Raw genomic sequence first — 25,324 nt, 5'->3', positions numbered from 1 at the left:
GGGCGCCTGTCCGCATGGCGGACGGTGTGTGTCAATGAATGGGACGCGGAGTATGGTCCCGGTATGTCTCGCAGCATTCGCCTCGCAGTGATCCCCGGTGACGGAATCGGCCCCGAAGTCGTGGCCCAGGGCCTGAAGGTCCTCACCGCCGCGCTCCCCTCCGACGTGAAGCTGGAGACCCAGGAGTACGACCTGGGCGCCAAGCGCTGGCACGCCACCGGCGACACCCTGCCGGACGCCGAGCTGGAGTCGCTCAAGCAGCACGACGCCATCCTGCTCGGCGCCATCGGCGACCCCACGGTGCCGTCCGGCGTGCTGGAGCGCGGGCTGCTGCTCAAGCTGCGCTTCGCCTTCGACCACTACGTCAACCTGCGCCCCTCGAAGCTCTTCCCGAACACCGCCACCCCGCTGGCCGGCCGCCCCGACATCGACTTCGTGGTGGTCCGCGAGGGCACCGAGGGCCCGTACGTCGGCAACGGCGGCTCGCTGCGCACCGGCACCCCCGCCGAGGTCGCCACCGAGGTCAGCCTCAACACCGCCTACGGCGTGGAGCGCGTGGTCCGCGACGCCTACGCGCGGGCCGCCGCCCGCCCGCGCAAGAAGCTCACCCTGGTGCACAAGAACAACGTGCTGGTCCACGCCGGCCACCTGTGGAAGAACATCTTCGACCGGGTCGGCCAGGAGTACCCCGAGGTCACCACCGACTACCTGCACGTGGACGCCGCGACGATCTTCTTCGTCACCCAGCCGGAGCGGTTCGACGTGATCGTCACCGACAACCTCTTCGGCGACATCCTCACCGACCTCGCCGCGGCGGTCACCGGCGGCATCGGGCTCGCGGCCAGCGGCAACATCAACCCGGCCGGTGACTTCCCGTCCATGTTCGAGCCGGTACACGGCTCCGCCCCGGACATCGCCGGCACCGGGAAGGCCGACCCGACCGCCACCGTGCTCTCCGTCGCCCTGCTGCTGCGGCACCTCGGGTACGGCGCCGAGGCCGCCCGGATCGAGGACGCCGTCGCCGCCGACCTGGCCGAGCGCGACCCGTCCGCCCCCCGCGGCACCGAGGGGACCGGCGACGCCCTCGCCGCCCGGGTGGCCGGCTGACGCCACCTCCGCCGAACCGCGGCACAGCCACCCGTTCCGCTCACTCCACCAGGCGCATACCGCCCCGGATGTGACGAACGGGTGGCTGTGCTACCGCGCGGTTGGGTGCGACCATCGACCCAAGGCGTCCGCCCCCGTCCGCACCGGACAGCTGCCCAGGGGGTTCCGGCCGGACCCGCGCGCGCGATAATCGAACGTGGGGCCGCACCATGAGGGAAAGCTCGGACGTCCTAGCAGTTTTCCGGACGCGAGTGCAGCGCGGTCCGCCACGACAAAAGGTGAAGGACACGTAACCCATGACGACGACCTCGATCGCGCTCAAGCCCTCCTCGCATCCGCTGTCCGACGCGGAGCGGGAGCAGATCCTGGCGAATCCCGGCTTCGGCCGCCACTTCACCGACCACATGGTGACGATCAAGTGGACGAGGGGCCTGGGCTGGCACGACGCGCAGCTCGTCCCGTACGCGCCGCTGTCGATCGACCCGGCCAACATGACCCTGCACTACGCCCAGACGATCTTCGAGGGACTCAAGGCGTACCGGCAGCCGGACGGCGGCGTGGCCACCTTCCGGCCGGACGAGAACGCCCGGCGCTTCCAGGCGTCCGCCCGCCGGATGGGCATGCCCGAACTGCCGGTCGAGACCTTCATCGCCGCCTGCGACGCGCTGGTCGCCCAGGACAGGGCGTGGGTGCCGGGCACCGGTGAGGAGTCCCTCTACCTGCGGCCGTTCATGTTCGCCACCGAGGTCGGCCTGGGTGTCCGGCCGGCGAACGAGTTCCTGTTCGTGGTCATCGCCTCGCCCGCCGGGGCCTACTTCCCCGGCGGCGTGCAGCCGGTCTCGGTCTGGCTCTCCGAGGAGTACGTGCGGGCCGCCCCCGGCGGCACCGGCGCCGCCAAGACCGGCGGCAACTACGCCGCTTCGCTGGTCGCCCAGGCGCAGGCCGCCGAGCAGGGCTGCGACCAGGTGGTCTGGCTGGACGCCGTGGAGCGCCGCTGGATCGAGGAGATGGGCGGCATGAACCTGTACTTCGTGTTCGGCGACCGCATCGTCACGCCCGAGCTGACCGGCTCGCTGCTGCCGGGCATCACCCGCGCCTCGCTGCTGCGGATCGCCGAGGACCTCGGGTACCAGGTCTCCGAAGGCCGCATCTCGGTCGACGACTGGCGGAACGGCAACGCCGACGGCACCCTCACCGAGGTCTTCGCCTGCGGCACCGCCGCGGTCATCACCCCGGTCGGTTCGGTGAAGTCCGCCCGCGGCGACTGGACGGTGGCGGACGGCCGGCCGGGCGAGGTCACCATGAAGCTCCGTCAGGCCCTGCTGGACGTGCAGACCGGCGCCGCCGCGGACACCCACGGCTGGATGCACCCGCTCGGCTGAACCCGCCGTCACCGATGGCGCACCGGCGCCTGTCCGACCCCGTCTCCGGGGCCGGACAGGCGCCGGCGCCATGTGCGGGGGAGCCCGCCGGACCGCCCGGCGGGGCCGGTCGCCCGGCCCCGGCCCGGTCAGGGCGCCTCGGCCGGTTCCGCCCCGGCCGCCGGGACGGCCGCCACCCTGGCCCGCAGCGGCGCCACGGGGCGCGGGTCGCGGGCGGTCAGCGCGGCGTACCCGCCCGCGGCGACCGCCGCGGACAGCAGGAAGCTGACGTCGATGCCGCCGGTCCAGCGCACCAGCACCCCGCTGTAGACCGGGGTGTCGACGGCCGTCAGCCCCACCGCCGCCCCCAGCGCCCAGGCCGCGGTGGCGCGCGGCTGCCAGCCCGCCCGGTACCAGTAGCGGCCGCCCCGGGAGCGCTGGTTGTACACCTGCAGCGCCTCGGCGTCGTAGTCGCCGCCGCAGCGCAGGAAGCCGAACACCGTGATCACCGCCCACGGTGTGCCGACCGCGGTGAGCAGCAGCACGAACGAGGTCATCGCCTCCTGCGCGTCCCAGGCGAAGTGGCCCAGGTAGACGAAGGCGGTGGAGACCGCGGCCACCGCGCAGGTGGCCTGCGCGCGGGTGGCCCGCGGCACGATGGCGTCCAGGTCCAGACCCATGCTGTACAGCATCAGCCCGGCGTTGCCGACCGAGCCGGCCGACGCGGCGAGCAGCAGCGGCGGCAGGTACCACAGGGGTGATCCGGCGACCAGCGGTCCGGCGTAGTCCGCGCCGGCGCCGACCGCCAGCGCGGTGAACGTGCCGAACAGCTGCGGTATCAGCAGGCCGGCCACGAGTCCCGCGCAGGTCGCCCAGAAGACCGCGCGGGAGGAGTGGCGGCGCGGGGAGATGTACCGGGTGTAGTCGCCGAGCAGGGTGATGAAGGCGATCGGGCCGCTGAGCCCGGCGGAGACCGCCGCCAGCAGCCAGGTCTGCCAGAAGCCGCCGAGCGCGGGGCCGCCGGCCGGGGCCGCGGTGGTGAAGCCGTCGGCGTACGCGATCAGCCCCGCGGTCAGCAGCAGGGTCATCCCCACCGCCAGCACCCGGCTGAGCCGGAGCAGCAGCCGGTAGCCGTACACCGCGCCGACGGCGGTGCAGCCGGCCAGCAGGGCGTAGACCACGGCGTAGGCCCAGCCGTCCGCGGGCAGTCCGAAGAGCCGGGCGAGCACCCCGACCACCGCGTCGCCGCCCACCCAGAGGGTCAGCGCGGTGTAGCCGAGGGAGAGCAGCAGCCCGATCACGGAGCCGATGAGCCGCCCGCGCACCCCGAAGTGGGCGCCGCTGGAGGTGGACAGATTGGTGCCGGTGCGCAGCGAGACGAGCGCCAGCGGCGCGGTGAGCAGGGTGCCCACCAGGGTCCCGGCGACCAGCGCGGACACCGAGGCCCACAGCCCCAGGCCGAAGGAGACCGGGAGCCAGCCGAAGATCACCACCCCCAGGGCCAGATTGGAGCCGAGCAGGATGCTGACCAGGTCCCGGGGCGTGCTGGTGCGCTCCCGGTCGGGGACGGTGTCGACTCCGCGCTGTTCTCTCGCTATCGGCATGGGGCTGTTCTCCCTGGGGGACGAAGGGCTGGGCCGGCCGGACGACTTTTAGAGTGGCGTTCAATACCGCGTTCAATGTGAAGGACGTCGCGGTGGGCGTCAACCCTTGGCCGTAGTCTTCGGTTAGGTTTAGAGTGACGCTCTAAACGAGGAGGTGTACGGAGTGCGGCTGACCCCTACGGAACGCGACCGGCTGCTGCTGTTCGGTGCCGCGGAGCTGGCCCGGGCGCGCCGGGCGCGCGGCCTGCGGCTCAACGTGCCCGAGGCGACCGCGCTGATCGCGGACACGGTCTGCGAGGCGGCCCGCGACGGGCGGCGGCTGGCCGAGGCGATCGAGGCGGCCCGGACGGTACTCGGACCCGACGACGTGCTGCCCGGGGTGGCCGACGTGGTCACCGAGGTGCACGTGGAGGCGGTCTTCGACGACGGCTCACGGCTCGCGGTGGTCGCCGACCCCCTCCGCGGCACCGGGGCCGACGGGACCCCCGGCACGCTCGGGGACGCGGCGCCCGGGGCGGTCATCCCCGGCCCTGCCGACCCCGAGCCCGTCCCGGCGGTCCGCCTGACCGTGACGAACACCGCCACCGTGCCGGTCAGCGTCACCTCGCACTTCCACTTCTTCGAGGCCAACCCCCGGCTGGACTTCGACCGGCGCGCCGCCTACGGCATGCGGCTGTGCGTCCCGGCCGGGTCCTCCCAGCGCTTCGACCCCGGAGCGCGGGTCGAGGTCGGCCTGGTCCCGATCGGCGGGGACCGCGTCGCCATCGGCTTCGCCGGACTCGTCGACGGGCCGCTGGACGCCCCGGGAGCCCGCGCCGAGGCACTCCGCCGCGCCGCCGCCTGCGGCTACCTGGGCGCCGGCCCGGCCGACCCCGCCGCGCCGGTGCCCGGGCCTTCCGTACCGAACCCGCCCGCCGACCTCGAGGAGGACCAGCGGTGACCGCCATCGACCCACGTGACTACGCGGCCGTGCACGGGCCCCGGGCCGGGGACCGCGTCGTCCTCGGCGACTCCGGACTGGTGGTCCGGGTGGAGTCCGACTCCCAGCGCCCCGGCGACGAGTTCCTCGCCGGCTTCGGCAAGACCGCCCGGGACGGGCTCCACCTGAAGGCCGCGGCGGTCCGCGACACCTGCGACGTGGTGATCAGCAACGTGCTGGTCATCGACGCCCTGCTGGGCGTCCGCAAGGTGTCCATCGGGATCCGCGAGGGCCGTATCCACGCCATCGGCCGCGCGGGCAACCCCGACACCCTGGACGGGGTGGACGTGGTGGTCGGCACCGGGACCACCATCGTCTCCGGCGAGGGGATGATCGCCACCGCCGGCGCCGTCGACACCCATGTCCACCTGCTCTCGCCCCGCGTGATGGAGGCGTCCCTGGCGTCCGGCGTGACGACGATCATCGGCCAGGAGTTCGGCCCGGTGTGGGGCGTCGGCGTCAACTCGCCCTGGGCCCTGCGGCACGCCTTCAACGCCTTCGACGCCTGGCCGGTGAACATCGGCTTCCTGGCCCGCGGCTCGTCCTCGCACCCGGCGCCGCTGGTGGAGGCGCTGGCCGAGGGCGGCGCCTGCGGATTCAAGGTGCACGAGGACATGGGCGCGCACGCCCGTGCCCTGGACACCGCGCTCCGGGTGGCCGAGGACCACGACGTGCAGGTCGCCCTGCACAGCGACGGCCTCAACGAGTGCCTGGCGGTGGAGGACACCCTCGCCGTGCTGGAGGGCCGGACCATCCACGCCTTCCACATCGAGGGCTGCGGCGGCGGACACGTACCGAACGTGCTGAAGATGGCGGGGGTGCCCAACGTCATCGGCTCCTCCACCAACCCCACGCTGCCCTTCGGCCGGGACGCCGTCGCCGAGCACTACGGCATGATCGTCTCCGTCCACGACCTCAAGACCGACCTGCCCGGCGACGCCGCCATGGCCCGGGACCGCATCCGGGCCGGGACCATGGGCGCCGAGGACGTGCTGCACGACCTGGGCGCGATCGGCATCACCTCCTCCGACGCCCAGGGCATGGGCCGGGCCGGGGAGACGGTGCGCCGCACCTTCGCGATGGCCGGGAAGATGAAGGCCGAACTCGGCCCGATGGAGGGCGACGGCCCGCACGACGACAACGGCCGGGTGCTGCGCTACGTCGCCAAACTCACCATCAACCCGGCGCTCGCGCACGGCCTGGCGCACGAGGTCGGCTCCCTGTCGGTGGGCAAGCTCGCCGACATCGTGCTGTGGCGCCCGGAGTTCTTCGGCGCCAAGCCGCAACTGGTGCTGAAGGCCGGCTTCCCCGCCTACGGCGTCACCGGCGACCCCAACGCGGCCACCGACACCTGCGAACCCCTCGTGCTCGGCCCGCAGTTCGGCGCCTACGGGGCCACCGCCGCGGACCTCTCGGTGGCCTTCGTCGCCCAGGCGGCCGTGGACCGGGAGGACGACACCATGCCGACCCGGCGCCGCCGGGTCGCGGTGCGCGGCACCCGCGGCATCGGGCCCGCCGACCTCGTCCACAACTCCCGGCTGGGGGACGTCCGGGTGGACGACCGCAGCGGACTGGTCACCCTCGACGGGGCCCCGATGCGTTCCGACCCGGCCGACCGGGTCTCCCTCAGCCGCCTGTACTTCCTGTGAACCAGCCAAGGACCGCCATATGAGCAGCAGCCCCCTTCCCCCGCCCGCCACCGCCGGCCCGGCCGCCGACGGCTTCCGGATGCCCGCCGAGTGGGCCCCGCACGACCGCACCTGGATGGCCTGGCCGGGGCCCAACGCCACCTTCGGCGAGGAGGGCGACCCGGCCCTGCAGCGCGCCCGGCACGCCTGGACCGCGGTGGCCCGGGCGGTGCGCCGCTTCGAGCCGGTGACCGTGGTCGCGGGCACCGGGCAGGGCCGGGCGGCCCGCCGGTTCCTCGGCCCGGGCATCGACATCGTGGAGGCACCGCTCAACGACGCCTGGATGCGCGACATCGGCCCCACCTTCCTCACCGGCGGCGACGGGCTCGCCGCCACCGACTGGGTGTTCAACGGGTGGGGCGCCCAGGACTGGGCGGTGTGGGACCTCGACCGGCACATCGGCGAGTTCGTGGCCCGCCGGGCCGGAGCCCGGCGGTACGCCTCACCGCTGGTCAACGAGGGCGGCGGCATCCATGTGGACGGCGAGGGCACGGTGCTGCTCACCGAGACCGTGCAGCTGGACCCGGACCGCAACCCGGGGTGGACCCACGAGCAGGCCGAAGCCGAGATCCACGCCCAGCTCGGCACCACCAAGGCGATCTGGCTGCCGCGCGGCCTGACCCGCGACTACGACCAGTTCGGCACCCGCGGCCACGTCGACATCGTCGCCGCCTTCGCCGCCCCGGGCGTGGTGGTGGCCCACACCCAGCCGGACCCGCTCCACCCCGACCACGAGGTGTGCCAGGAGATCGTCAAGCTGCTGCGCCACTCCACCGACGCGCGGGGCCGGGAACTCACGGTCGTGGAGCTGCCCGCGCCCACCGTGCTGGAGGCCGACGGGGAGCTGGTGGACTACTCGTACGTCAACCACTACCTGTGCAACGGCGGCGTGGTGCTCTGCGCGTTCGGCGATCCCCGCGACGAACACGCGGCCGGGATCTTCCGCCGGCTCTTCCCGGACCGCACCGTCACGCTGGTGGACGCCCGGGAGATCTTCGCCAACGGCGGCGGCATACACTGCATCACCCAGCAGCAGCCCCGGCCCGGTGGCCACGGCTAGGCCCGCGCCGGCAGGTTCCGCGTCCGGTGGCCGGCGGTGTCCGGCGGCGGGCGCCCGAGACGAAGGAGCGTCGGTGGTGGCCGGTACGGCCCGTACCCCCAAGCGGCGGGCCAGCCCGCCGCGCGAGCAGGTGCTCGCCACCGCCATGCGCACCATCGCCGAACACGGCCTGGCCTCGCTGACCATGGCGGGGCTGGGCCGCGAGGTCGGCATGAGCAGCGGCCACCTGCTGTACTACTTCCGCAGCAAGGACGAGCTGCTGCTGCAGACCCTGCTGTGGAGCGAGGAGCAGCTGGGCGCGGAGCGGCGGGCGGCGCTGTCCCGGCCGGTGGCCGTCCGGGCACGGCTGGACGCCTTCGTCGAGCTGTATCTGCCCGACGCGGTCCGGGACCCGCGCTGGACGCTGTGGCTGGAGGTGTGGAACCGGTCGCAGACGGCCGACGACGCCACCCGGGCCCGCCAGCTGGAACTGGAGCTGGCCTGGCACCGCGACCTGGTGGCGCTGCTGGCGGAGGGTGCCTCCCGCGGGGAGTTCGCGGCGGTGGACGCGGAGCGCTTCGCGGTCCGCACCCGGGCCATGCTGGACGGTTTCGGCACCCATCTGGTGGTGGGGCTGCCCGGCCTGGACCGGCCCACGGCCCTGGCGCACGTCCGCGAGTACCTGGACCAGGCGCTCGTCCCGGCGTCCTGACGGCGGTCCGTCCCGCCCCGGCGGTGGTGCCGCGGCGGCGGACCGGCTCGGCGGCGCGCCGGTCCCGTCCGGTGTCCGGGGCGCGCCGCTCGCATGCTGAGACGGCACGCGGCCCGGCGGCGGTATGTGCCAGACTGCGGCTCGTGCTCTCGTTCGCCATGATTATTGGCAGCAGGCGCGCCGGTCCGCAGTGACCGCCCCGTACGACCCGGTACGGCGCGGACATCGTGTCCCCAGACCCGCGCGCAGACCTCTCGCACCCGCGAGGGGTCTTTTCGTTTCCCGGCCCGACCCCGCCGGGAGCGGGAGCGCGAGGGATCATGGAGGGCGCGGAACCGGTTATTCCGGTAGACCGAGACCTCACAGGAGTCAGATCAGCATGACGGACGCAAGCACCACCGTCCCGGACGACAGCTTCCACGTCTTCGACACCACGCTGCGCGACGGCGCCCAGCGTGAGGGCATCAACCTGACCGTCGCGGACAAGCTGGCCATCGCCCGGCACCTGGACGACTTCGGCGTGGGCTTCATCGAGGGCGGCTGGCCCGGCGCCAACCCGCGCGACACGGAGTTCTTCGCACGGGCGCGCAACGAGATCGACTTCCGCCACGCCCAGCTCGTCGCGTTCGGCGCGACCCGCAAGGCGGGCGTACGCGCCGAGGACGACCCGCAGGTCAAGGCGCTGCTGGACTCCGGGGCCCCGGTGATCACGCTGGTCGCCAAGTCCCACGACCGCCACGTGGAACTCGCCCTGCGCACCAGCCTCGACGAGAACCTGGCGATGGTCCGCGACACCGTCTCCCACCTCCGCGCCCAGGGCCGCCGGGTCTTCGTCGACTGCGAGCACTTCTTCGACGGGTACCGCGCCAACCCCGGCTACGCCAAGCAGGTCGTGCGCACCGCCCACGAGGCCGGGGCCGACGTGGTCGTGCTCTGCGACACCAACGGCGGCATGCTGCCCGCCCAGGTGCACGCGGTCGTCGCCACCGTGCTCGCCGACACCGGCGCGCGCCTGGGCATCCACGCCCAGGACGACACCGGCTGCGCGGTGGCCAACACCCTGGCCGCCGTGGACGCGGGCGCCACCCACGTCCAGTGCACCGCCAACGGCTACGGCGAGCGAGTGGGCAACGCCAACCTGTTCCCGGTCGTCGCCGCCCTGGAGCTGAAGTACGACCGGCGGGTGCTGCCGCCGGGCACCCTCACCGAGATGACCCGGATCTCGCACGCCATCGCCGAGCTGGTCAACCTGACCCCGTCCACCCACCAGCCCTACGTCGGGGTCTCCGCCTTCGCCCACAAGGCCGGACTGCACGCCTCGGCGATCAAGGTGGACCCCGACCTGTACCAGCACATCGACCCCGAGCTGGTCGGCAACACCATGCGGATGCTCGTCTCCGACATGGCCGGGCGCGCCTCGGTGGAGCTCAAGGGCAAGGAGCTCGGCATCGACCTCGGCGGGGACCGGGAGCTGATCGGCCGCGTGGTCGAGCGGGTCAAGGAGCGCGAGCTGGCCGGCTACACCTACGAGGCCGCCGACGCCTCCTTCGAGCTGCTGGTGCGCGAGGAGGTCGAGGGACGGGCCCGCCGCTACTTCCGGCTGGAGTCCTGGCGCGCCATCGTCGAGATCAGGCCGGACGGGAGCCACGTCAACGAGGCCACCGTCAAGCTCTGGGCCAAGGGCGAGCGCATCGTCGCCACCGCCGAGGGCAACGGCCCGGTGAACGCCCTGGACCGGGCGCTGCGGGTGGGTCTGGAGCGCATCTACCCGCAGCTGGCCGGGATGGAGCTGGTGGACTACAAGGTCCGCATCCTGGAGGGCAAGCACGGCACGGAGTCCACCACCCGGGTGCTGGTCTCCACCACCGACGGCCGGGACGAGTGGTCGACCGTCGGCGTCGCGGACAACGTGATCGCCGCGTCCTGGCAGGCGCTGGACGACGCCTACGCCTACGGGCTGCGCCGCGCGGGCGTCGAACCGCAGGAGTAGCACCCCCGGCACCCCTCCGGGGCGGACCCCGCCGGTGCCCGGCACCCGCCCCGGGCCGCCGGGGGCCGGTGCCGCGCACCCGGCGCACCCGCCCCGCGCGGGTGGCCGGGGCACGGTCCCCGTGCGGGCGAGCGGGCCGCGGGTGGCGCGGTGTACCCGGCGACCCGGTGCGGGGCCAGGACTACCCGACCCCGATGCCCGGATTTGCTCCGTTTCGGGTAACTTCGAAGTATGCGGTTGAGGCTGTTCCCCCTCGTCACCGGCGTGCTGCTGCTCCTGTCGGCCGTCCTCCTGGGGACCGCCGGCGGCGCCTCCGCGGCCACCGGGGTCGACACCGCTGCCCAGGCACTGCGGCAGGGGCCGGTCTACGTGGACCCGGGCGCCCGGGACCAGCTCTCCCGGGCCGAGGCCGACGCGCTGGCCGAGAAGATCGAGGACGCCGACAAGCCGGTCTTCGTCGCCGTGCTCCCGGCCGGGGACGAGTTCCCGGAGCAGAACCTCCTCAGCGACCTGCGGACCGAGACCGGGATCTCCGGCGTGTACGCGGTCCGGCTCGGCGACGGATTCGACGCGGGCGCGGACTCCTCGGTCATGTCCAACCAGGCCGTCGACAACCTCGTCCGCTCGGTGGAGCCGGCCGGCGGCAGCGACGCCGCCACCCAGCTGGACGACTTCGTCGACGGAGCGCTGGAACAGGCCGATGGCGACGCCCCGTCCTCCTGGGGCGGCGCCTCCCGGGGCGCCACCGTCGTGGGCACCCTGGTCACCATCGGCATGCTGCTCGTCGTCGCCACCGCCGGCGCGTTCCTGGTGACCAACCGCCGCCGCAAGCGGCGCGCGGCACAGGAGCGGGCCGCCCTGCGGAAGCTGCGGGTGGTGGTGGACGAGGACATCACGGCCTTCGGCGAGGAACTCGACCGGCTGGACTTCCACCCCGGCGAGCCGGGCGCCGACGACGCGATGCGCGCCGACTACGAGCGGGCGCTGGACAGTTACGAGCGGGCCAAGGCCGCCATGGCGGCCGCCCGGCACCCGGACGACGTGCGCGGGGTCACCGAGGCGCTGGAGGAAGGGCGCTTCGCGCTGGCCGTGCTGGCCGCCCGCCGCGCCGGCGAGCCGCCGCCCGAACGCCGCCCGCCGTGCTTCTTCGACCCCCGGCACGGCCCCGCGACCGCGGACGCCGAATGGGCCCCGCCCGACGGCACCGCCCGGACCGTTCCGGTCTGCGCGGCCGACGCGGCCCGGCTGGCGGACGGTGAGGAGCCGCTCGGCCGCACGGTCGAGACCGCGCGCGGCCGGGTCCCGTACTGGGAGGCCGGACCGGCGTACGGACCGTGGGCCGGCGGCTACTTCGGCGGCGGGCTCCTGCCCGGCCTGCTGATGGGCACCATGCTCGGCTCGATGCTCGCCACCCCGGCCTACGCCGACACCGACGGTTTCGAGGGCGGCGACTTCTCCGGCGGCGACTTCGACTCCGGGGACTTCGGCGGCTTCGACGGCGGCGGGTTCGGCGGCGGCGGAGACTTCGGCGGCGGGTTCGGCGGCGGCGACTTCTGACCGCGCCGGCCACCCGCCCGCTCCGACCCGGGCGCCGGCCACCCGCCCGCCCGCTCCGACCCCCGGGGTACTCGTCCGCCCGTCTCGGCCCCGGGGCCGGCCCCCTCCGGCCGCCCGTCTCGACCCCCGAGGCCGGCCACCCGTCCGTCCGCCTCGACCGCGGGGGCCGGCCCTCCGTCCGCCCCGGACCGGCCCCCGGGCACCGGCCGCCGCCGCGCCCGCCGAGGGCCGGCACGCGGGCCGCCGCCCGTCGCCCGGCGACGCCCACCGTTCGCCCGGTGTTTCCCGCGAACCCTGGCGACGCGCGTAGCGTTCGGGCATCATCCTCCTGCTCCACCTGCACACCGACGACTCTCCCCCCAGCCCGGTCCACAGCAGGAGGATTCCTTGAGGCACCATCCGGTCCGCCATGTCCTCACCGTGCTCGCCCTGGTCCTCGGCGCGCTCTTCGCCCCCGGCGTCGGCGCGCTCGGCGGCGGCGAGGCGCACGCCGCCGTCACCGTCACCAAGATCAGCCACTCGCAGGCCACCGCCATGTTCCGGGAGGTGGGCATCACCTGGTCCTCCTCCGGCGGGTGCTCCGACCGGAACAACCCGACCTGCACCTCCTTCGACCAGCTGAACCTCCCCACCGCGCAGGGCGCCCAGACCCTCAAGCGGGCCAGCGGCTGCGCCCTCAACATCACCGGCGGCACCGAGACCGGTCACGCCGGCGGCACCTACAGCCACTGGAACGGCTACAAGCTCGACTTCAGCCCCTACACCTGCGTGAGCAACTACATCACCGGCAACTTCACCTACATCGGCGTCCGCTCCGACGGCGCGAAGATGTGGAAGTCCGGCTCCGGCAACATCTACGCCCGCGAGAGCAACCACTGGGACGTGCTGTACTACAACTGCGGCGGCTGCTGATGTCCCCGGCCTGGTCCCGGCGAGGATTCCTGACCACCACCGCGTTCGGCCTCGGTCTGCCCCTCGCCGGACCGGGCCGGTCCGCCGCCGCGGACACCGCACCGCCCGCCCGCGACCGGTCCGCCGAGCCCTTCGAGGCGCTGCGCCGCCGCTGGCTGGACCTCACCCTCGGCACCGGCTTCGACCCGGGCGCCGCACCCTACGCCGACCGGCTGCGGCGCACCGGGCAGCAGGCCGCCGCATACCGGGCGACCATGCGGCCCGCCCCCGGCTGGCTGTGGCCCGACCGCCCCCACGACCCGCCCAGCGGCATCACCGCCGGCTACGCCCGGCTGAACGTCATGGCCCAGGCGTACGCCCAGCCCGGCACCGGCCTCACCGGGGACCCCGGGCTGGCCGAGGACGTCGTCCGCGGCCTGGACCACCTCGACCGGACCGTCTACCACCCGGGCACCACCCGCTACGGCAACTGGTGGGAGTGGCAGATCGGCAGCCCCCGGCTGCTGCTGGACGCGGTGGCGACCCTGCCCGGCGCGGTTCCCGCCGAGCTGCGGGCCCGCACCCTGGCCGCGGTGGACCACTTCGTCCCGGACGGCATGCTCGGCGACTACACCGGCACCTCCACCGGGGCCAACCGGGTCGATCTGTGCCGGGTGGTCGCGCTGCGCGGCGTGCTGGGCGGGTCCGCCGCCAAGATCGCGCTCGCCCGCGACGCGCTCTCCCCGGTCTTCCCGTACGTCACCCGGGGCGACGGCCTGTACGCCGACGGCTCCTTCATCCAGCACACCCATGTCGCCTACTCCGGCACCTACGGCCATGTGCTGCTGGACGGGCTCGGCCGGCTGCTCACCCTGCTCGCCGGCTCCCCCTGGGAGGTCACCGACCCCGCCCGGCGCATCGTCTTCGACAGCGTCGAGCGGGCCTGGGCGCCGCTGCTGCACGACGGGCTGATGATGGACAGCGTCTCCGGGCGGGCGATCAGCCGCGGGGTGCAGCGCACCGACAGCGGTCTCCGGCAGGGCGACCACCAGCGCGGACACCAGCTGCTGGCGGCGATCGCGCTGCTCGCCCGGGTCCCGGACGCCGGCACCCCGGCCGGCGGGCCGGGCGGGGGCGCCGGGGGCACCCCGCGGGAGCGCTGGCACGCCCTGGTCAAGGGCTGGATCGAACGGGACACCTACCGTCCGGTGCTCACCGACCCGCAGTTCGGCGTCGCCGACCTGGCCCGGCTGCACGCCGTCGCCGCCGACCCCGTGCCGGCCGCCCCGGAACCGTCCGGACACCGGCTCTTCGCCGCCATGGACCGGGCCGTCCACCGCCGGCCCGGCTGGACCGTCAACATCGCCATGGCCTCGGACCGGATCGCGTACTACGAGAACGGCAACGGCGAGAACCCGCGCGGCTGGCACACCGGCGCCGGAATGCTGTACTGGTGGGCCGGCCGGGACCCGCTCAGCCGGCACGGCCAGTACACGGACGCCTTCTGGCCCACCGCCGACCCCTACCGGCTGCCCGGCACCACCGTCTCCGCGAAGCGCCTGGCCGACAACGAGGGCGGCGGCTGGGGCGAGCCCCGCCCCGACGCCCGGTGGGTCGGCGGCACCACCGACGGCGAGTTCGCGGCGCTCGGCCAGGACCTGCGCGGCCTGGCGAGCACCCTGCGCGCCAGGAAGTCCTGGTTCTGCCTGGACGACGGGGTCCTCTGCCTGGGGGCGGACATCACCGCGCGGGACGGCACCGCCGTGGAGACCGTGATCGACCACCGCAACCTCGGCGCGGAGCCGGCACCCACGCCCGGGGACCCCGGGGGCGCCGCCCCGGCCGTGCAGCTGACCGTGGACGGCGTCCGCCGGCCCGCGTCCGCCGGCTGGAGCGCCACCTTCGGGCACGCCCGCTGGGCGCACCTGCCCGGCCACGGCGGCTACGTCTTCCCCGGCGGCGGCCGGGTGCGCGCGCTGCTGGAGTCCCGGACCGGATCCTGGCGGGACATCAACACCGGCGGTTCGCCGGAACCGTTCACCCGCCGGTACCTGACGCTGTGGCACGACCACGGCACCGACCCGGACGGGGCGTCCTACGCCTATCTGCTGATGCCCGGGGCCGGGCCGGAGGCGGTCGCCGCCCGCGCCGCCGACCGGGACCGGGTGCGGGTGCTGGTCAACTCCGGCCGCCGGCAGGGCGTACGGGTCCCCGCGCTAGGGCTCACCGCCGTGAACTTCTGGCAGCCGGGCCGCACCGGCGGGATCACGGTGAGCGGTCCGGCGAGCGTGCTGGTGCGGCGCACCGGCGGCGCCGCGGTGGTCTGCGTCGCCGATCCGGCCCGCACCGGAGTACCGCTGGACGTCACCTGGCACCGTCCGGTGCGCGCGGTGACCGCCCACGACCCGGGCGTGCGGGTGCTGGGCACCGGCGGCGCACTGCGGCTGCGGATCACCGCGGGTACGGCCGGCGCCACCCACCGCTGTACCGTGTCACTGGCCGGATGATCTCCCCGGGGCCCCGCGGGGACGCGCCCCGATCCGCCGACCGCGTGCGCCCGTCCGGGTGGTGAATCTCCGGCGATGGCGGGATGACCTCGCAGGGTTTGTGGGGTGCCGACAGCTCGGACTGGCCTTTGGTACAACAGCGGACGGCAAACTCACAGAGCAGTTCTGTTATGCCTGCCCACGAAAACGCGTGTGACGTTGTATGAAACCGACATGAGTGTCATGGCCCCCCGGCACGTACCGTCGATGCATGACCAATCTCGAAGGTGCGCCCGAAGAGGCGAGTGACGTCCGCGGGCGCGTCGCCGAGCTGCACGCGATCCGCGAGCAGGTACGGCGGGGTCCGAGCGAGCGGGCGACCGAGGCCCAGAAGGCCAAGGGCAAGCTGACGGCTCGGGAGCGGATCGATCTGCTGCTGGACGAGGGTTCCTTCAACGAGGTGGAGCCGCTGCGGCGGCACCGGGCCAGCGGGTTCGGGCTGGAGGCCAAGCGGCCTTACACCGACGGTGTGATCACCGGCTGGGGGACCGTGCACGGGCGTACCGTGTTCGTCTACGCGCACGACTTCCGGATCTTCGGCGGAGCGCTGGGCGAGGCCCACGCCACGAAGATCCACAAAATCATGGACATGGCGATCGCGGCGGGGGCGCCGCTGGTGTCGCTCAACGACGGCGCCGGTGCCCGTATCCAGGAGGGCGTCTCCGCGCTCGCCGGCTACGGCGGCATCTTCCAGCGCAACACCAAGGCGTCCGGCGTCATCCCGCAGATAAGCGTGATGCTCGGGCCGTGCGCCGGTGGCGCCGCCTACTCCCCGGCCCTGACCGACTTCGTGTTCATGGTCCGGGAGACCTCGCAGATGTTCATCACCGGCCCGGACGTGGTCCAGGCGGTGACGGGGGAGAAGGTCACCCAGAACGGACTGGGTGGCGCGGACGTGCACGCCGAGACCTCCGGGGTGTGCCACTTCGCGTACGACGACGAGGAGTCGTGCCTGGAGGAAGTGCGCTACCTGCTGTCCCTGCTGCCGCAGAACAACCGGGAGAACCCCCCGGTGGCGGAGTCCGAGGACCCGGTGGAGCGCAAGGGCGAGGCCCTGCTGGACCTGGTCCCGGCGGACGGCAACCGGCCCTACGACATGCGCAAGGTGATCGAGGAGATCGTCGACGACGGCGAGTACCTGGAGATCCACGAGCGCTGGGCGACGAACATCATCTGTGCCCTCACCCGTCTGGACGGCCAGGTGGTCGGCGTGATCGCCAACCAGCCGCAGTCGCTGGCCGGAGTGCTGGACATCGAGGCGTCGGAGAAGTCCGCGCGCTTCATCCAGATGTGCGACGCCTTCAACATCCCGCTGATCACGCTGCTGGACGTGCCCGGCTTCCTGCCCGGCGTCGACCAGGAGCACGGCGGCATCATCCGGCACGGCGCGAAGATGCTCTACGCGTATTGCAACGCCACCGTGCCGCGCATCTCGGTGATCCTGCGCAAGGCGTACGGCGGCGCGTACATCGTCATGGACTCGCAGTCCATCGGGGCCGACCTGACCTACGCCTGGCCCACCAACGAGATCGCGGTGATGGGTGCCGAAGGCGCCGCCAACGTCATCTTCCGCCGCCAGATCGCCGGCGCGGACGACCCCGACGCCATGCGCGCCCGCATGGTCAAGGAGTACAAGTCCGAGCTGATGCACCCGTACTACGCGGCCGAGCGCGGCCTCGTCGACGACGTCATCGACCCCGTCGACACCCGGTCCGTGCTCATCCGGTCGCTGGCGATGCTCCGTACCAAGCACGCCGACCTGCCGTCCCGCAAGCACGGCAACCCGCCGCAGTAACGCCACCACGCCGCACTGACGCACCGATGGAGACGAAGACCACGTGAGCACTACCAGCGATCCCGCCGATACCGCCGCCACGTCCACGCTCGTCCGGGTGGAGAAGGGCCACGCCGACGCCGAGGAACTCGCCGCCGTCACCGCGGTCCTGCTGGCCCGCGCCGCGGCCGGCGCGGCCCACCGCCGCAGCCACACCGCCACCGGACCCCGCCGCAGCACCGCCCGCTGGCGCCGGCTGGAGCGCCAGTCGGGCTTCCGGGCGCCGCACAGCTGGCAGGGCTGAGCCCGGCCCGACGGCCGCGCCGTCCGGAGAAGCGAACGCGGAAGTCCCCGCCACTCCCTGGGAGTGGCGGGGACTTCCGTCGTTCACGGGCCCGGGGGCCATATCTCGCCGGTCCGGGGCCCCGGCCGGGCCCCGGACCGGCGGACCGGCTACCGCAGGCGGGCCATCAGGGCGTGCTCGACGAGTGTGATGAGCGCGCTCTTGGCCTCGCTGCGGTGCCGCGCGTCGGTGATGATGATCGGCGCGTCCGGGCCGATCTGCAGCGCCTCGCGGACCTCTTCGGGGGTGTAGGGCTGGTGTCCGTCGAAGCCGTTGAGGGCGATGACGAACGGCAGGCCGCTGTTCTCGAAGTAGTCGACGGCCGGGAAGCAGTCGGCGAGCCTCCGGGTGTCGACGAGTACGACGGCGCCGATCGCGCCGCGGACCAGGTCGTCCCACATGAACCAGAAGCGGTCCTGGCCCGGGGTGCCGAACAGGTACAGGATCAGGTCCTGGTCCAGCGTGATGCGGCCGAAGTCCATCGCCACGGTCGTCGTGGTCTTGTCGGGCGCATGCGTGAGGTCGTCGATCCCCGCCGAGGCCGAGGTCATCACGGCTTCCGTGCGCAGCGGGTTGATCTCCGAGACCGCGCCGACGAACGTGGTCTTGCCCACGCCGAAGCCGCCCGCCACCACGATCTTCGCGGAGGTGGTGGAGCGAGCTGCATCGCTAGAGCTTGCGAAGTCCACTGAGCACCCTTTCGAGCAGTGTCACGTCAGGCTGTCCGCCGGCGGTCTCGTCGCCGCCGGGCTGATGGATGGCGACGAGCCCGGCCTCCGCCAGATCGGCGACGAGGATGCGGGCCACGCCGAGGGGAATGGCGAGGAGGGCGGAGATCTCGGCAACCGACTTGATCTCCCGGCAGAGCTGGCAGATCCGCTGGTGTTCGGGCAGCTGGCCCTGCAACTGCGACGGATCGGCCGTGGTGCTGACCAGCGCCTCGATGGCGAGCTGGTACCGGGGCCGGGTCCGGCCGCCGGTCATGGCGTACGGGCGCACCAGGGGGTGGTGCCCCCCGGCGGCCGGGGACGGCTCAGGAGCGGGCGTGCGCGGCTCCACCGGCTGTATTCGGGGAGCGCGGGGCGGCTCGTAGCCGGCGCCGTGCCCGGGCTGCTGCCGGGGCGGGACGCCCGGGCGGCGCTGGCTGGGGGAGGAGGGGAAGTTGAACCGGCGCAGCGGAGCGTTGTGCTGTGGGTCGTACTGCTGCTCGGGCTCGTACGGATATCCGCCAGGCGACGTCTCCACGGGTCCTCCTCCAGCTCGCCGGTTTTGCGGTCGCGCCACCGCACCCTATGGCGCGGTGGCGCGGAACGCACTGTCTGTTTGTCAGTTGAGAAGGCTTCCTTGCAGTTCTGCTCGGAGATCGGGGGTCAGTACCCCGCCCGCGCGGTCGACGAGCAGGGCCATCTCGTAGCCGACGAGGCCGATGTCGCACTCCGGGTGGGCCAGGACCGCCAGGGACGATCCGTCGGAGATGGACATGATGAAGAGGAATCCGCGTTCCATCTCCACGACGGTCTGGTTGACCGAGCCGCCCTCGAAGATGCGGGAGGCTCCGGCGGTCAGCGAGGTCAGGCCGGAGGCGACGGCCGCCAGCTGGTCCGCGCGGTCGCGGGGGAAGCCTTCGGACATCGCGAGGAGGAGTCCGTCGGCGGAGACCACCACGGTGTGGGACACCCCGGGGGTGTTGTCCACGAAGTTGGTGATCAACCAGTTCAGGTTCTGCGCCGCCTGGCTCATCGGGCTCACACTAACGCTCCTGATCGTAGGTACTGCCGGGGCCGTAGCCCTGTTGGTCATGCTGGTCTTGCGGGGTGCTGCCGTCGGTACCACCCGCGTTGCGCGCCTGCTGGACGCCGCGGCGCAGGTTGCTCAGCCGGCCGCGCACGGCCTCCGGTGCACGGGAGACCTGCGGACCGCCCGAGACGGACTGGGTCGCGGAGCCCTCCACGAGGTTCGCCTTGGGCACCCGCCGGGGCAGCCCCGAGGAGGTGACCCCGCCGGCCTTCGGCTCCCGCAGCTGCTCGGCACGCTGCCAGCGCTCGTCGTTGGCCGAAGCCCAGGTGGGCCCGCTCTCCCCGGCACCCTGCTCCGGCCGGACGGGCTGCTGCTCCGGTGCATGGCCCGGGCTGCCGCCCGACGCGTCCACCGCACCGTCCCCGGGCTGCTGCCACTGCTTGGCACGTCGCGGCAGACCAGAGTCCGTCACCGGCGGGGCGTCGACCGGGGCAGAACCCGGATGGTTGAACTCTACGCGGTCCCCGGGGACTTCGGGAATGCCGGGCATCGGTTCCGGTTGCGTTCCGTACGAGGAACCGTAGGGAGCCTGGTACGAACCGGAATCCGCCCATCCACCCTGCTCCGCAGGCGAGTTGTAGTCGAAGTACGACTGTTGTGGATCTTCCGCCCGATCCGCGTAGTCCGATTCCGGATACTCCGTCTGGCGGTAGGTCTGCGCCTCCAGCGCGGCACGCCGCTCACCACGGGCGAGCGAGCGCCCCACCGGGTCCATCCCGGTCGCCGGGGGCTGCTGCTCCCCGCCGTAGTGCGAGTCGTCGAAGCCCAGCTCGGCGGCGGTCCGCAGCGCCGGGGTCTCCTGGGTGGCGTACGGCTGCTCCGGAACGATCCGGGAGACGGTGAAGTCGTCCTGCGACAGCTCCTCGCCGCCACCACCGTGGGTGATGGCGTCCGGCAGCATGACCAGCGAGGTGGTGCCCGCCTGCTCACCCGACGGGCGCAGCTGGACCCGGATGCCGTGCCGGTCGGCCAGCCGGCCGACCACGAACAGGCCCATCCGCTGGGAGATCGCCGCGTCCACGGTCGGCGGGTTCGCCAGCTTGTGGTTGATGTCGGCGAAGTCCTCGGCGGTCAGACCGATGCCCTTGTCATGGATCTCGATCATGACGCGGCCGTCCGGCAGCCGGGTCGCGGCCACCTTCACCTTGGTGTGCGGCGAGGAGAAGGCGGTGGCGTTCTCCAGCAGCTCGGAGAGCAGGTGCACCAGGTCGGTGACGGCCTGGCCGTGGATCTCGCTCTCCGGCACGCCGGAGATCTCGATCCGCTCGTAGTTCTCCACCTCCGAGGAGGCCGCGCGCAACACGTCGACCAGCGGAACCGGCTGGTTCCAGCGGCGGCCCGGCTCCTCGCCCGCGAGGATCAGCAGGTTCTCGCCGTTGCGCCGCATACGGGTCGCCAGGTGGTCCAGCTTGAACAGGTTCTCCAGCTGGTCCGGGTCGGCCTCGTTGTTCTCCAGGCCGGTGATCAGCTCCAGCTGCCGCTCGATGAGGCCCTGGTTGCGGCTGGAGAGGTTGGTGAAGATCGCGTTGACGTTGCCCCGCAGCAGTGCCTGCTCGGCGGCGAGCCGGATCGCCTCCCGGTGGACCTGGTCGAAGGCCCGGGCCACCTCGCCGATCTCGTCCTTGGTGGTGATCGGGATCGGCTCCACCCGGGTGTCGACGCGACCCGGGTCGGTCCGGGACAGCTGGTCGACCAGCGTCGGCAGCCGCTGCTCGGCGACCTCGAAGGCGGCCTTGCGCAGCTGCCGCATGCTGCGGCTCATGGAACGGGCCATCATGCCCGCGACGATGAACGCCGCCAGCAGGGCGACCAGCACGATCACCGAGGTGACGATCGCGTCGCGCTTGGCGTCGGAGGAGATCTGGGCGGCCTCGTCCACGGCCTTGTCGGCGAGGTGCTGCTCGACCTCGCGGTAGGCGTCGAACTTGGCGGTGGCGGCGTCGAACCAGGTCTGCGGGGTGATGCCCTGCCGCTTGAGCGTGGACGCCTGGGCGTCCGGCGCGCCGATGGCGCGCAGCATCCGCTCCATCGGCGGCGGGGTGGCGAACCGCTTCCCGGCGGCCTCGGCGTCGTCCCGCTCCTGCGCGACGCGCTCCTCCCACTCCTTCTTGGTGGCGGCGAGGGTGTCCTCCAGCCGCCGCACGTCCGCCTCCATGCCGCCGGAGCTGAACTCGTCGAGCGCGATCTTCTCCAGATACGCGTAGGAGGCCAGGGCGGTCAGCTGTGCCCGCCGGTCCTCGGCGCTCGGGCCGGGCTTCACCAGCAGGTGCACACCGAGCGAGCGCTGAAGCGATTCAGCGGCCTTGGCCAGCGAGATCGCGTAGACGGTGCGTCCGTAGGAGGTGATGTTGCCGGTGCCCAGACCCAGCTCGTTGGCGAACTCCATCAGCGGGTGCTGGACGGCGACGTAGCCCTCCTCGGTCTGCACCCCGGTCAGCCGGGAGGTGTACGCGTTGCGGCGCAGCGCCTCCAACTGGGGCTCGACCGCCTCGAACGCCTTGAGCCGGCGCTTCAGGCTCGCTGTGTCCGGCATGTCGTCCGCCTGCCGGTGGAACTCCTCGGCCGCCGCGTCGGTGGCCGCGCGGGCCTGTTTCACCGCAGTGTCGTCGCCACCGGAGAGCAGCGGCTCGGCACTCAGGTCACGCTCGTTGATCAGCGCGTTGCTGTAGCCGGCGGCGGCCCGGACCAGACGCGCGGTGCGCTCGGCGTCCTGCGCCTCGCTCCAGGTCGATATGGACGACTCCACCTGCAGGCCGCCGAAGACCAGGGCGACCAGCACCGGAATGAGCAGAATGGCGTTCAGGCGGGTGGGTACCCGCCAGTTGCCGGGGGAAAAACGGCCACCCTTGTCCTGGGGGGCGGGGGTTTCCGGCACATCGGCGGGCGACGCCGCTGTGCGCGGCGGCGGGGTGAAGTTCCCCCGCGCCTGCTGTGCGGAGTCGGGCTTGCTTCGCCTCACTCGACCAACAACCTCTCGGCGTCGGCACCTGATGTCGTGCCGTTCTCAGCTGAGCCCTTACTGCCCAGTTCAGGGAATTCCAGCACGGGGGACGGGTGCAGTCCAAACACCGGGAACAGCGCGCGCGAAGCGCCAAGAGCCAGGGACGAAAAGGGCATCAGGGTCGAGAGGCTGCAAAAAGCCAGGCAAACGAATGCACTGTGGAACAGGCTGTGCGCGATGCGTGTCCGGCCGGGTATTTTTCTCTGTCGAAACGTTATAAGCCCCCGGGCGGGCCGTGTCACAGGACACAGCCCGCCCGGGGGCACGTCTCTCGGGCCCCGCGGCGCACCGCCACCGGCCCGTCCGCCGGGCACTCCGGGCCCGCGACCCGCTGCCGCCGACGGCCCGGCGGACTACTTCAGGCGGGCCATCAGGGCGTGCTCGACGAGTGTGATGAGCGCGCTCTTGGCCTCGCTGCGGTGCCGCGCGTCGGTGATGATGATCGGCGTGTCGGGCCCGATCTGCAGCGCCTCGCGGACCTCTTCGGGGGAGTAGGGCTGGTGTCCGTCGAAGCCGTTGAGGGCGATGACGAACGGCAGGCCGCTGTTCTCGAAGTAGTCGACGGCCGGGAAGCAGTCGGCGAGCCTCCGGGTGTCGACGAGTACGACGGCGCCGATCGCGCCGCGGACCAGGTCGTCCCACATGAACCAGAAGCGGTCCTGGCCCGGGGTGCCGAACAGGTACAGGATCAGGTCGTCGTCCAGCGTGATGCGGCCGAAGTCCATCGCCACGGTCGTCGTGGTCTTGTCCTGCACATGGCTCAGATCGTCGATGCCCGCGGAAGCCGAGGTCATCACGGCCTCGGTGCGCAGCGGGTTGATCTCCGAGACCGCCCCGACGAACGTGGTCTTGCCCACGCCGAAACCACCCGCCACCACGATCTTCGCGGAGGTGGTGGACCGGGCGGCAGGCGCGCCGTTAGAGCTTGCGAAGTCCACTGAGCACCCTTTCCAGCAGTGTCACATCCGGCGTTCCGCCCGCTTCCGAGCCGCCGCCCGGCTGGTGGATCGCCACCATGCCGGCTTCCGCGAGGTCGGCCACGAGAATGCGCGCCACACCGAGCGGGATGTTCAGCAGTGCGGAGACCTCCGCGACCGACTTGACCTCCCGGCACAGATGGCAGATGCGCTGGTGCTCGGGGAGCAGCCCCTGCAGGTGAGCAGGGTCGGCCGTGGTGCTGACCAGCGCCTCGATGGCGAGCTGGTAGCGCGGCCGGGTCCGGCCGCCGGTCATGGCGTACGGACGTACCAGGGGCTGGTCGCCTTCGCCCCCGTACGGCGAGTGATGATGGCCGCCGTACGGGCCGGGCGAGGCGGGGGGCGGGGTCATGAATCCTCCGGTCGGGACAGCAAGATGACGGTGGTGCCGTCGGTCGGTGCCGGTGGGGGGCGCCCGGCCTGCTGGCCGGGCGGGACGGACGGTGGGTGGACAAGCGGTCAGTTCAACAGGCTGCCCTGCAGCTCGGCCCGCAGGTCCGGCGTGAGGACGTTCCCCGCGCGGTCGACGAGCAGGGCCATCTCGTAGCCGACGAGGCCGATGTCGCACTCCGGGTGGGCCAGGACCGCCAGGGACGATCCGTCGGAGATGGACATGATGAAGAGGAATCCGCGTTCCATCTCCACGACGGTCTGGTTGACCGAGCCGCCCTCGAAGATGCGGGAGGCTCCGGCGGTCAGCGAGGTCAGGCCGGAGGCGACGGCCGCCAGCTGGTCCGCGCGGTCGCGGGGGAAGCCTTCGGACATCGCGAGGAGGAGTCCGTCGGCGGAGACCACCACGGTGTGGGACACCCCGGGGGTGTTGTCCACGAAGTTGGTGATCAACCAGTTCAGATTCTGCGCCGCCTGGCTCATCGGGCTCAACTAACGCTCCTGCTGGTAAGTCGGGCCAAGGCCGCGATCTTGGTTGCCGTCCGGACCGGTTCCGGCCTGACGGCCCTGCTGGATCCCCCGTCGGAGGTTCGTCAGCCGTCCGCGCACGTCATCGGGCGCGCGCGACACCTGCGGACCGGTCTGCTGGGGCTGCTGCTGGGCGGTGCCCTCCACGAGGTTGGCACGAGGCACCCGGCGCGGCAGCCCGGAAGCGGTGATCCCGCCGGCGGCGGGCACCCGGACCTGCTCGGCCCGGCGCCAGCGCTCGTCGTTGGGCGAGGCACGCCACTCGGGAGCGGCGGTGTTCGCCGGCCCGCCCGCGGGCGAGGCCTGCGGCTCGCGATGCCGGTCTTCGGACACCGGGGACGGGACGTCGCCGGACGGAGCGCTCTCGCGGTCCGGAACCGGGATCCCCCGGCCGTCGGTGCCGCCGCGCGCGCCGCGGAACCAGTTGGACTCGATGGTGTCGAAGATCGGTGTGCGGTCGTCACCGGGGCCGGACGGCGGCAGCGCCTCCAGCTTTCCGGTGAGCGCGTCGGCGGGCTCGGACGCCACCGGGAACTGCCCGGTGTCGGTCTGCGGCCGGCCGCCGAGGCCGACGCCCGGACCGCCCTGCGGCAGGTAGCCGCCGGTCGGAGCGGAGCGCTGGGCACCCGGCTCGGGCCGGGCGAACTGCCCGGTCTCCGACGGGTCCTGGCCGAGCTGCGGCTGCGGGTACTGCCCGGTGTCGCCGGGGCCCTGGCCGAGTTCGGGGCGGGCGAACTGTCCGGTGTCGCCGGGTCCGCCCTGGAGGCGATGGGTGCCGGTGTCGCCGAGCCGCGGCTGCGGGTACTGCCCGGTGTCGCCGGGGCCCTGGCCCGGCTCCGGGCGGGCGAACTGCCCGGTCCGCGACGGGTCCTGGCCGAGCTGCGGCTGCGGGAACTGTCCGGTGTCGCCGGGGCCCTGACCGAGTTCGGGCCGGGCGAACTGCGCGGTCTCCGACGGGTCCTGGCCGAGCTGCGGCTGCGGGTACTGCCCGGTGTCGCCGGGGCCCTGGCCGAGTTCGGGGCGGGCGAACTGTCCGGTGT

Annotated in this window: 20 protein-coding genes and 1 pseudogene; 12 read left to right on the top strand and 9 right to left on the bottom strand. The window is 73.0% G+C overall.

Translation table 11 applies throughout. The features are described 5' to 3' along the window. Window positions 1–63: 63 nt before the first annotated feature. Complete coding sequence (locus ACH4B3_RS00825; protein WP_398460550.1) at window positions 64–1,107, top strand: 3-isopropylmalate dehydrogenase; 1,044 nt, start codon at window positions 64–66, stop codon at window positions 1,105–1,107. A 296-nt stretch (window positions 1,108–1,403) separates the two neighbouring features. Next, window positions 1,404–2,489 (top strand): branched-chain amino acid aminotransferase, encoded by a 1,086-nt coding sequence (locus tag ACH4B3_RS00820; protein WP_398460549.1) that lies wholly within the window; start codon window positions 1,404–1,406, stop codon window positions 2,487–2,489. Window positions 2,490–2,617: 128 nt separating this feature from the next. On the opposite strand, the gene ACH4B3_RS00815 is transcribed toward ACH4B3_RS00820, so the two are convergent. Continuing rightward, a complete protein-coding gene (locus tag ACH4B3_RS00815; RefSeq protein WP_398460548.1) occupies window positions 2,618–4,072 on the bottom strand; it encodes a cytosine permease in 1,455 nt (484 codons plus the stop codon). Window positions 4,073–4,235: 163 nt separating this feature from the next. Between ACH4B3_RS00815 and ureA the strand changes: the two genes are divergently transcribed. From ureA to ACH4B3_RS00765, 10 genes are all read left to right on the top strand, one after another. Beyond that, window positions 4,236–5,012 carry an urease subunit gamma gene (ureA, locus tag ACH4B3_RS00810; RefSeq protein WP_398460547.1) on the top strand — a complete coding sequence of 259 codons (777 nt, stop codon included), beginning with the start codon at window positions 4,236–4,238 and terminating at the stop codon, window positions 5,010–5,012. Further along, the gene (locus ACH4B3_RS00805) at window positions 5,009–6,700 is read left to right on the top strand and encodes an urease subunit alpha (RefSeq protein WP_398460546.1); all 1,692 of its coding nucleotides are present in this window, start codon (window positions 5,009–5,011) and stop codon (window positions 6,698–6,700) included. Before ureA ends, ACH4B3_RS00805 begins: the two co-directional genes overlap by 4 nt. Before the next feature lie 19 nt (window positions 6,701–6,719). Further along, the gene (locus tag ACH4B3_RS00800; protein ID WP_398460545.1) at window positions 6,720–7,799 is read left to right on the top strand and encodes an agmatine/peptidylarginine deiminase; all 1,080 of its coding nucleotides are present in this window, start codon (window positions 6,720–6,722) and stop codon (window positions 7,797–7,799) included. A gap of 76 nt (window positions 7,800–7,875) precedes the next feature. Next, window positions 7,876–8,490: a TetR/AcrR family transcriptional regulator gene (locus ACH4B3_RS00795; RefSeq protein WP_398461539.1), complete on the top strand. Its 615-nt coding sequence runs from the start codon at window positions 7,876–7,878 to the stop codon at window positions 8,488–8,490. A 379-nt stretch (window positions 8,491–8,869) separates the two neighbouring features. Then, window positions 8,870–10,480: a citramalate synthase gene (gene cimA, locus ACH4B3_RS00790; protein ID WP_398460544.1), complete on the top strand. Its 1,611-nt coding sequence runs from the start codon at window positions 8,870–8,872 to the stop codon at window positions 10,478–10,480. A gap of 231 nt (window positions 10,481–10,711) precedes the next feature. Beyond that, window positions 10,712–12,037, top strand: coding sequence for a hypothetical protein (locus ACH4B3_RS00785; protein WP_398460543.1), 1,326 nt, complete (start codon window positions 10,712–10,714; stop codon window positions 12,035–12,037). Between the two features lie 387 nt (window positions 12,038–12,424). After that, window positions 12,425–12,949: a hypothetical protein gene (locus ACH4B3_RS00780; protein WP_398460542.1), complete on the top strand. Its 525-nt coding sequence runs from the start codon at window positions 12,425–12,427 to the stop codon at window positions 12,947–12,949. After that, window positions 12,949–15,435: a polysaccharide lyase 8 family protein gene (locus ACH4B3_RS00775; RefSeq protein ID WP_398460541.1), complete on the top strand. Its 2,487-nt coding sequence runs from the start codon at window positions 12,949–12,951 to the stop codon at window positions 15,433–15,435. The genes ACH4B3_RS00780 and ACH4B3_RS00775 overlap by 1 nt, the downstream gene beginning before the upstream one ends. 250 nt (window positions 15,436–15,685) lie before the next feature. Continuing rightward, window positions 15,686–17,269, top strand: coding sequence for an acyl-CoA carboxylase subunit beta (locus ACH4B3_RS00770; RefSeq protein WP_398460540.1), 1,584 nt, complete (start codon window positions 15,686–15,688; stop codon window positions 17,267–17,269). A gap of 43 nt (window positions 17,270–17,312) precedes the next feature. Then, a complete protein-coding gene (locus ACH4B3_RS00765; protein WP_398460539.1) occupies window positions 17,313–17,552 on the top strand; it encodes an acyl-CoA carboxylase subunit epsilon in 240 nt (79 codons plus the stop codon). A gap of 149 nt (window positions 17,553–17,701) precedes the next feature. Here the strand turns inward: ACH4B3_RS00765 and ACH4B3_RS00760 are convergent, their stop codons facing one another. From ACH4B3_RS00760 to ACH4B3_RS00725, 8 genes and pseudogenes are all read right to left on the bottom strand, one after another. After that, window positions 17,702–18,280, bottom strand: coding sequence for a GTP-binding protein (locus ACH4B3_RS00760; RefSeq protein WP_398460538.1), 579 nt, complete (start codon window positions 18,278–18,280; stop codon window positions 17,702–17,704). Continuing rightward, window positions 18,261–18,836 carry a DUF742 domain-containing protein gene (locus ACH4B3_RS00755; protein WP_398460537.1) on the bottom strand — a complete coding sequence of 192 codons (576 nt, stop codon included), beginning with the start codon at window positions 18,834–18,836 and terminating at the stop codon, window positions 18,261–18,263. The genes ACH4B3_RS00760 and ACH4B3_RS00755 overlap by 20 nt, the downstream gene beginning before the upstream one ends. A gap of 81 nt (window positions 18,837–18,917) precedes the next feature. After that, entirely contained in the window at window positions 18,918–19,331 is a 414-nt protein-coding gene (locus ACH4B3_RS00750; RefSeq protein WP_135337964.1) for a roadblock/LC7 domain-containing protein, read from the bottom strand. Between the two features lie 10 nt (window positions 19,332–19,341). Further along, complete coding sequence (locus tag ACH4B3_RS00745; protein ID WP_398460536.1) at window positions 19,342–22,347, bottom strand: nitrate- and nitrite sensing domain-containing protein; 3,006 nt, start codon at window positions 22,345–22,347, stop codon at window positions 19,342–19,344. 395 nt (window positions 22,348–22,742) lie between these two features. Then, window positions 22,743–23,327 (bottom strand): GTP-binding protein, encoded by a 585-nt coding sequence (locus ACH4B3_RS00740; protein ID WP_398460535.1) that lies wholly within the window; start codon window positions 23,325–23,327, stop codon window positions 22,743–22,745. Further along, window positions 23,308–23,718 carry a DUF742 domain-containing protein gene (locus ACH4B3_RS00735; protein WP_398460534.1) on the bottom strand — a complete coding sequence of 137 codons (411 nt, stop codon included), beginning with the start codon at window positions 23,716–23,718 and terminating at the stop codon, window positions 23,308–23,310. Before ACH4B3_RS00735 ends, ACH4B3_RS00740 begins: the two co-directional genes overlap by 20 nt. A 107-nt stretch (window positions 23,719–23,825) precedes the next feature. Then, the gene (locus ACH4B3_RS00730) at window positions 23,826–24,239 is read right to left on the bottom strand and encodes a roadblock/LC7 domain-containing protein (protein WP_197992152.1); all 414 of its coding nucleotides are present in this window, start codon (window positions 24,237–24,239) and stop codon (window positions 23,826–23,828) included. A 9-nt stretch (window positions 24,240–24,248) separates the two neighbouring features. After that, a pseudogene (locus tag ACH4B3_RS00725) lies at window positions 24,249–25,324 on the bottom strand (histidine kinase); the annotation flags it as partial.

It is taken from the genome of Streptomyces sp. NPDC018031 (assembly GCF_044327625.1).
Classification (GTDB): Bacteria; Actinomycetota; Actinomycetes; order Streptomycetales; family Streptomycetaceae; genus Streptomyces.
This window is presented reverse-complemented; position numbering and strand designations above follow the sequence as displayed.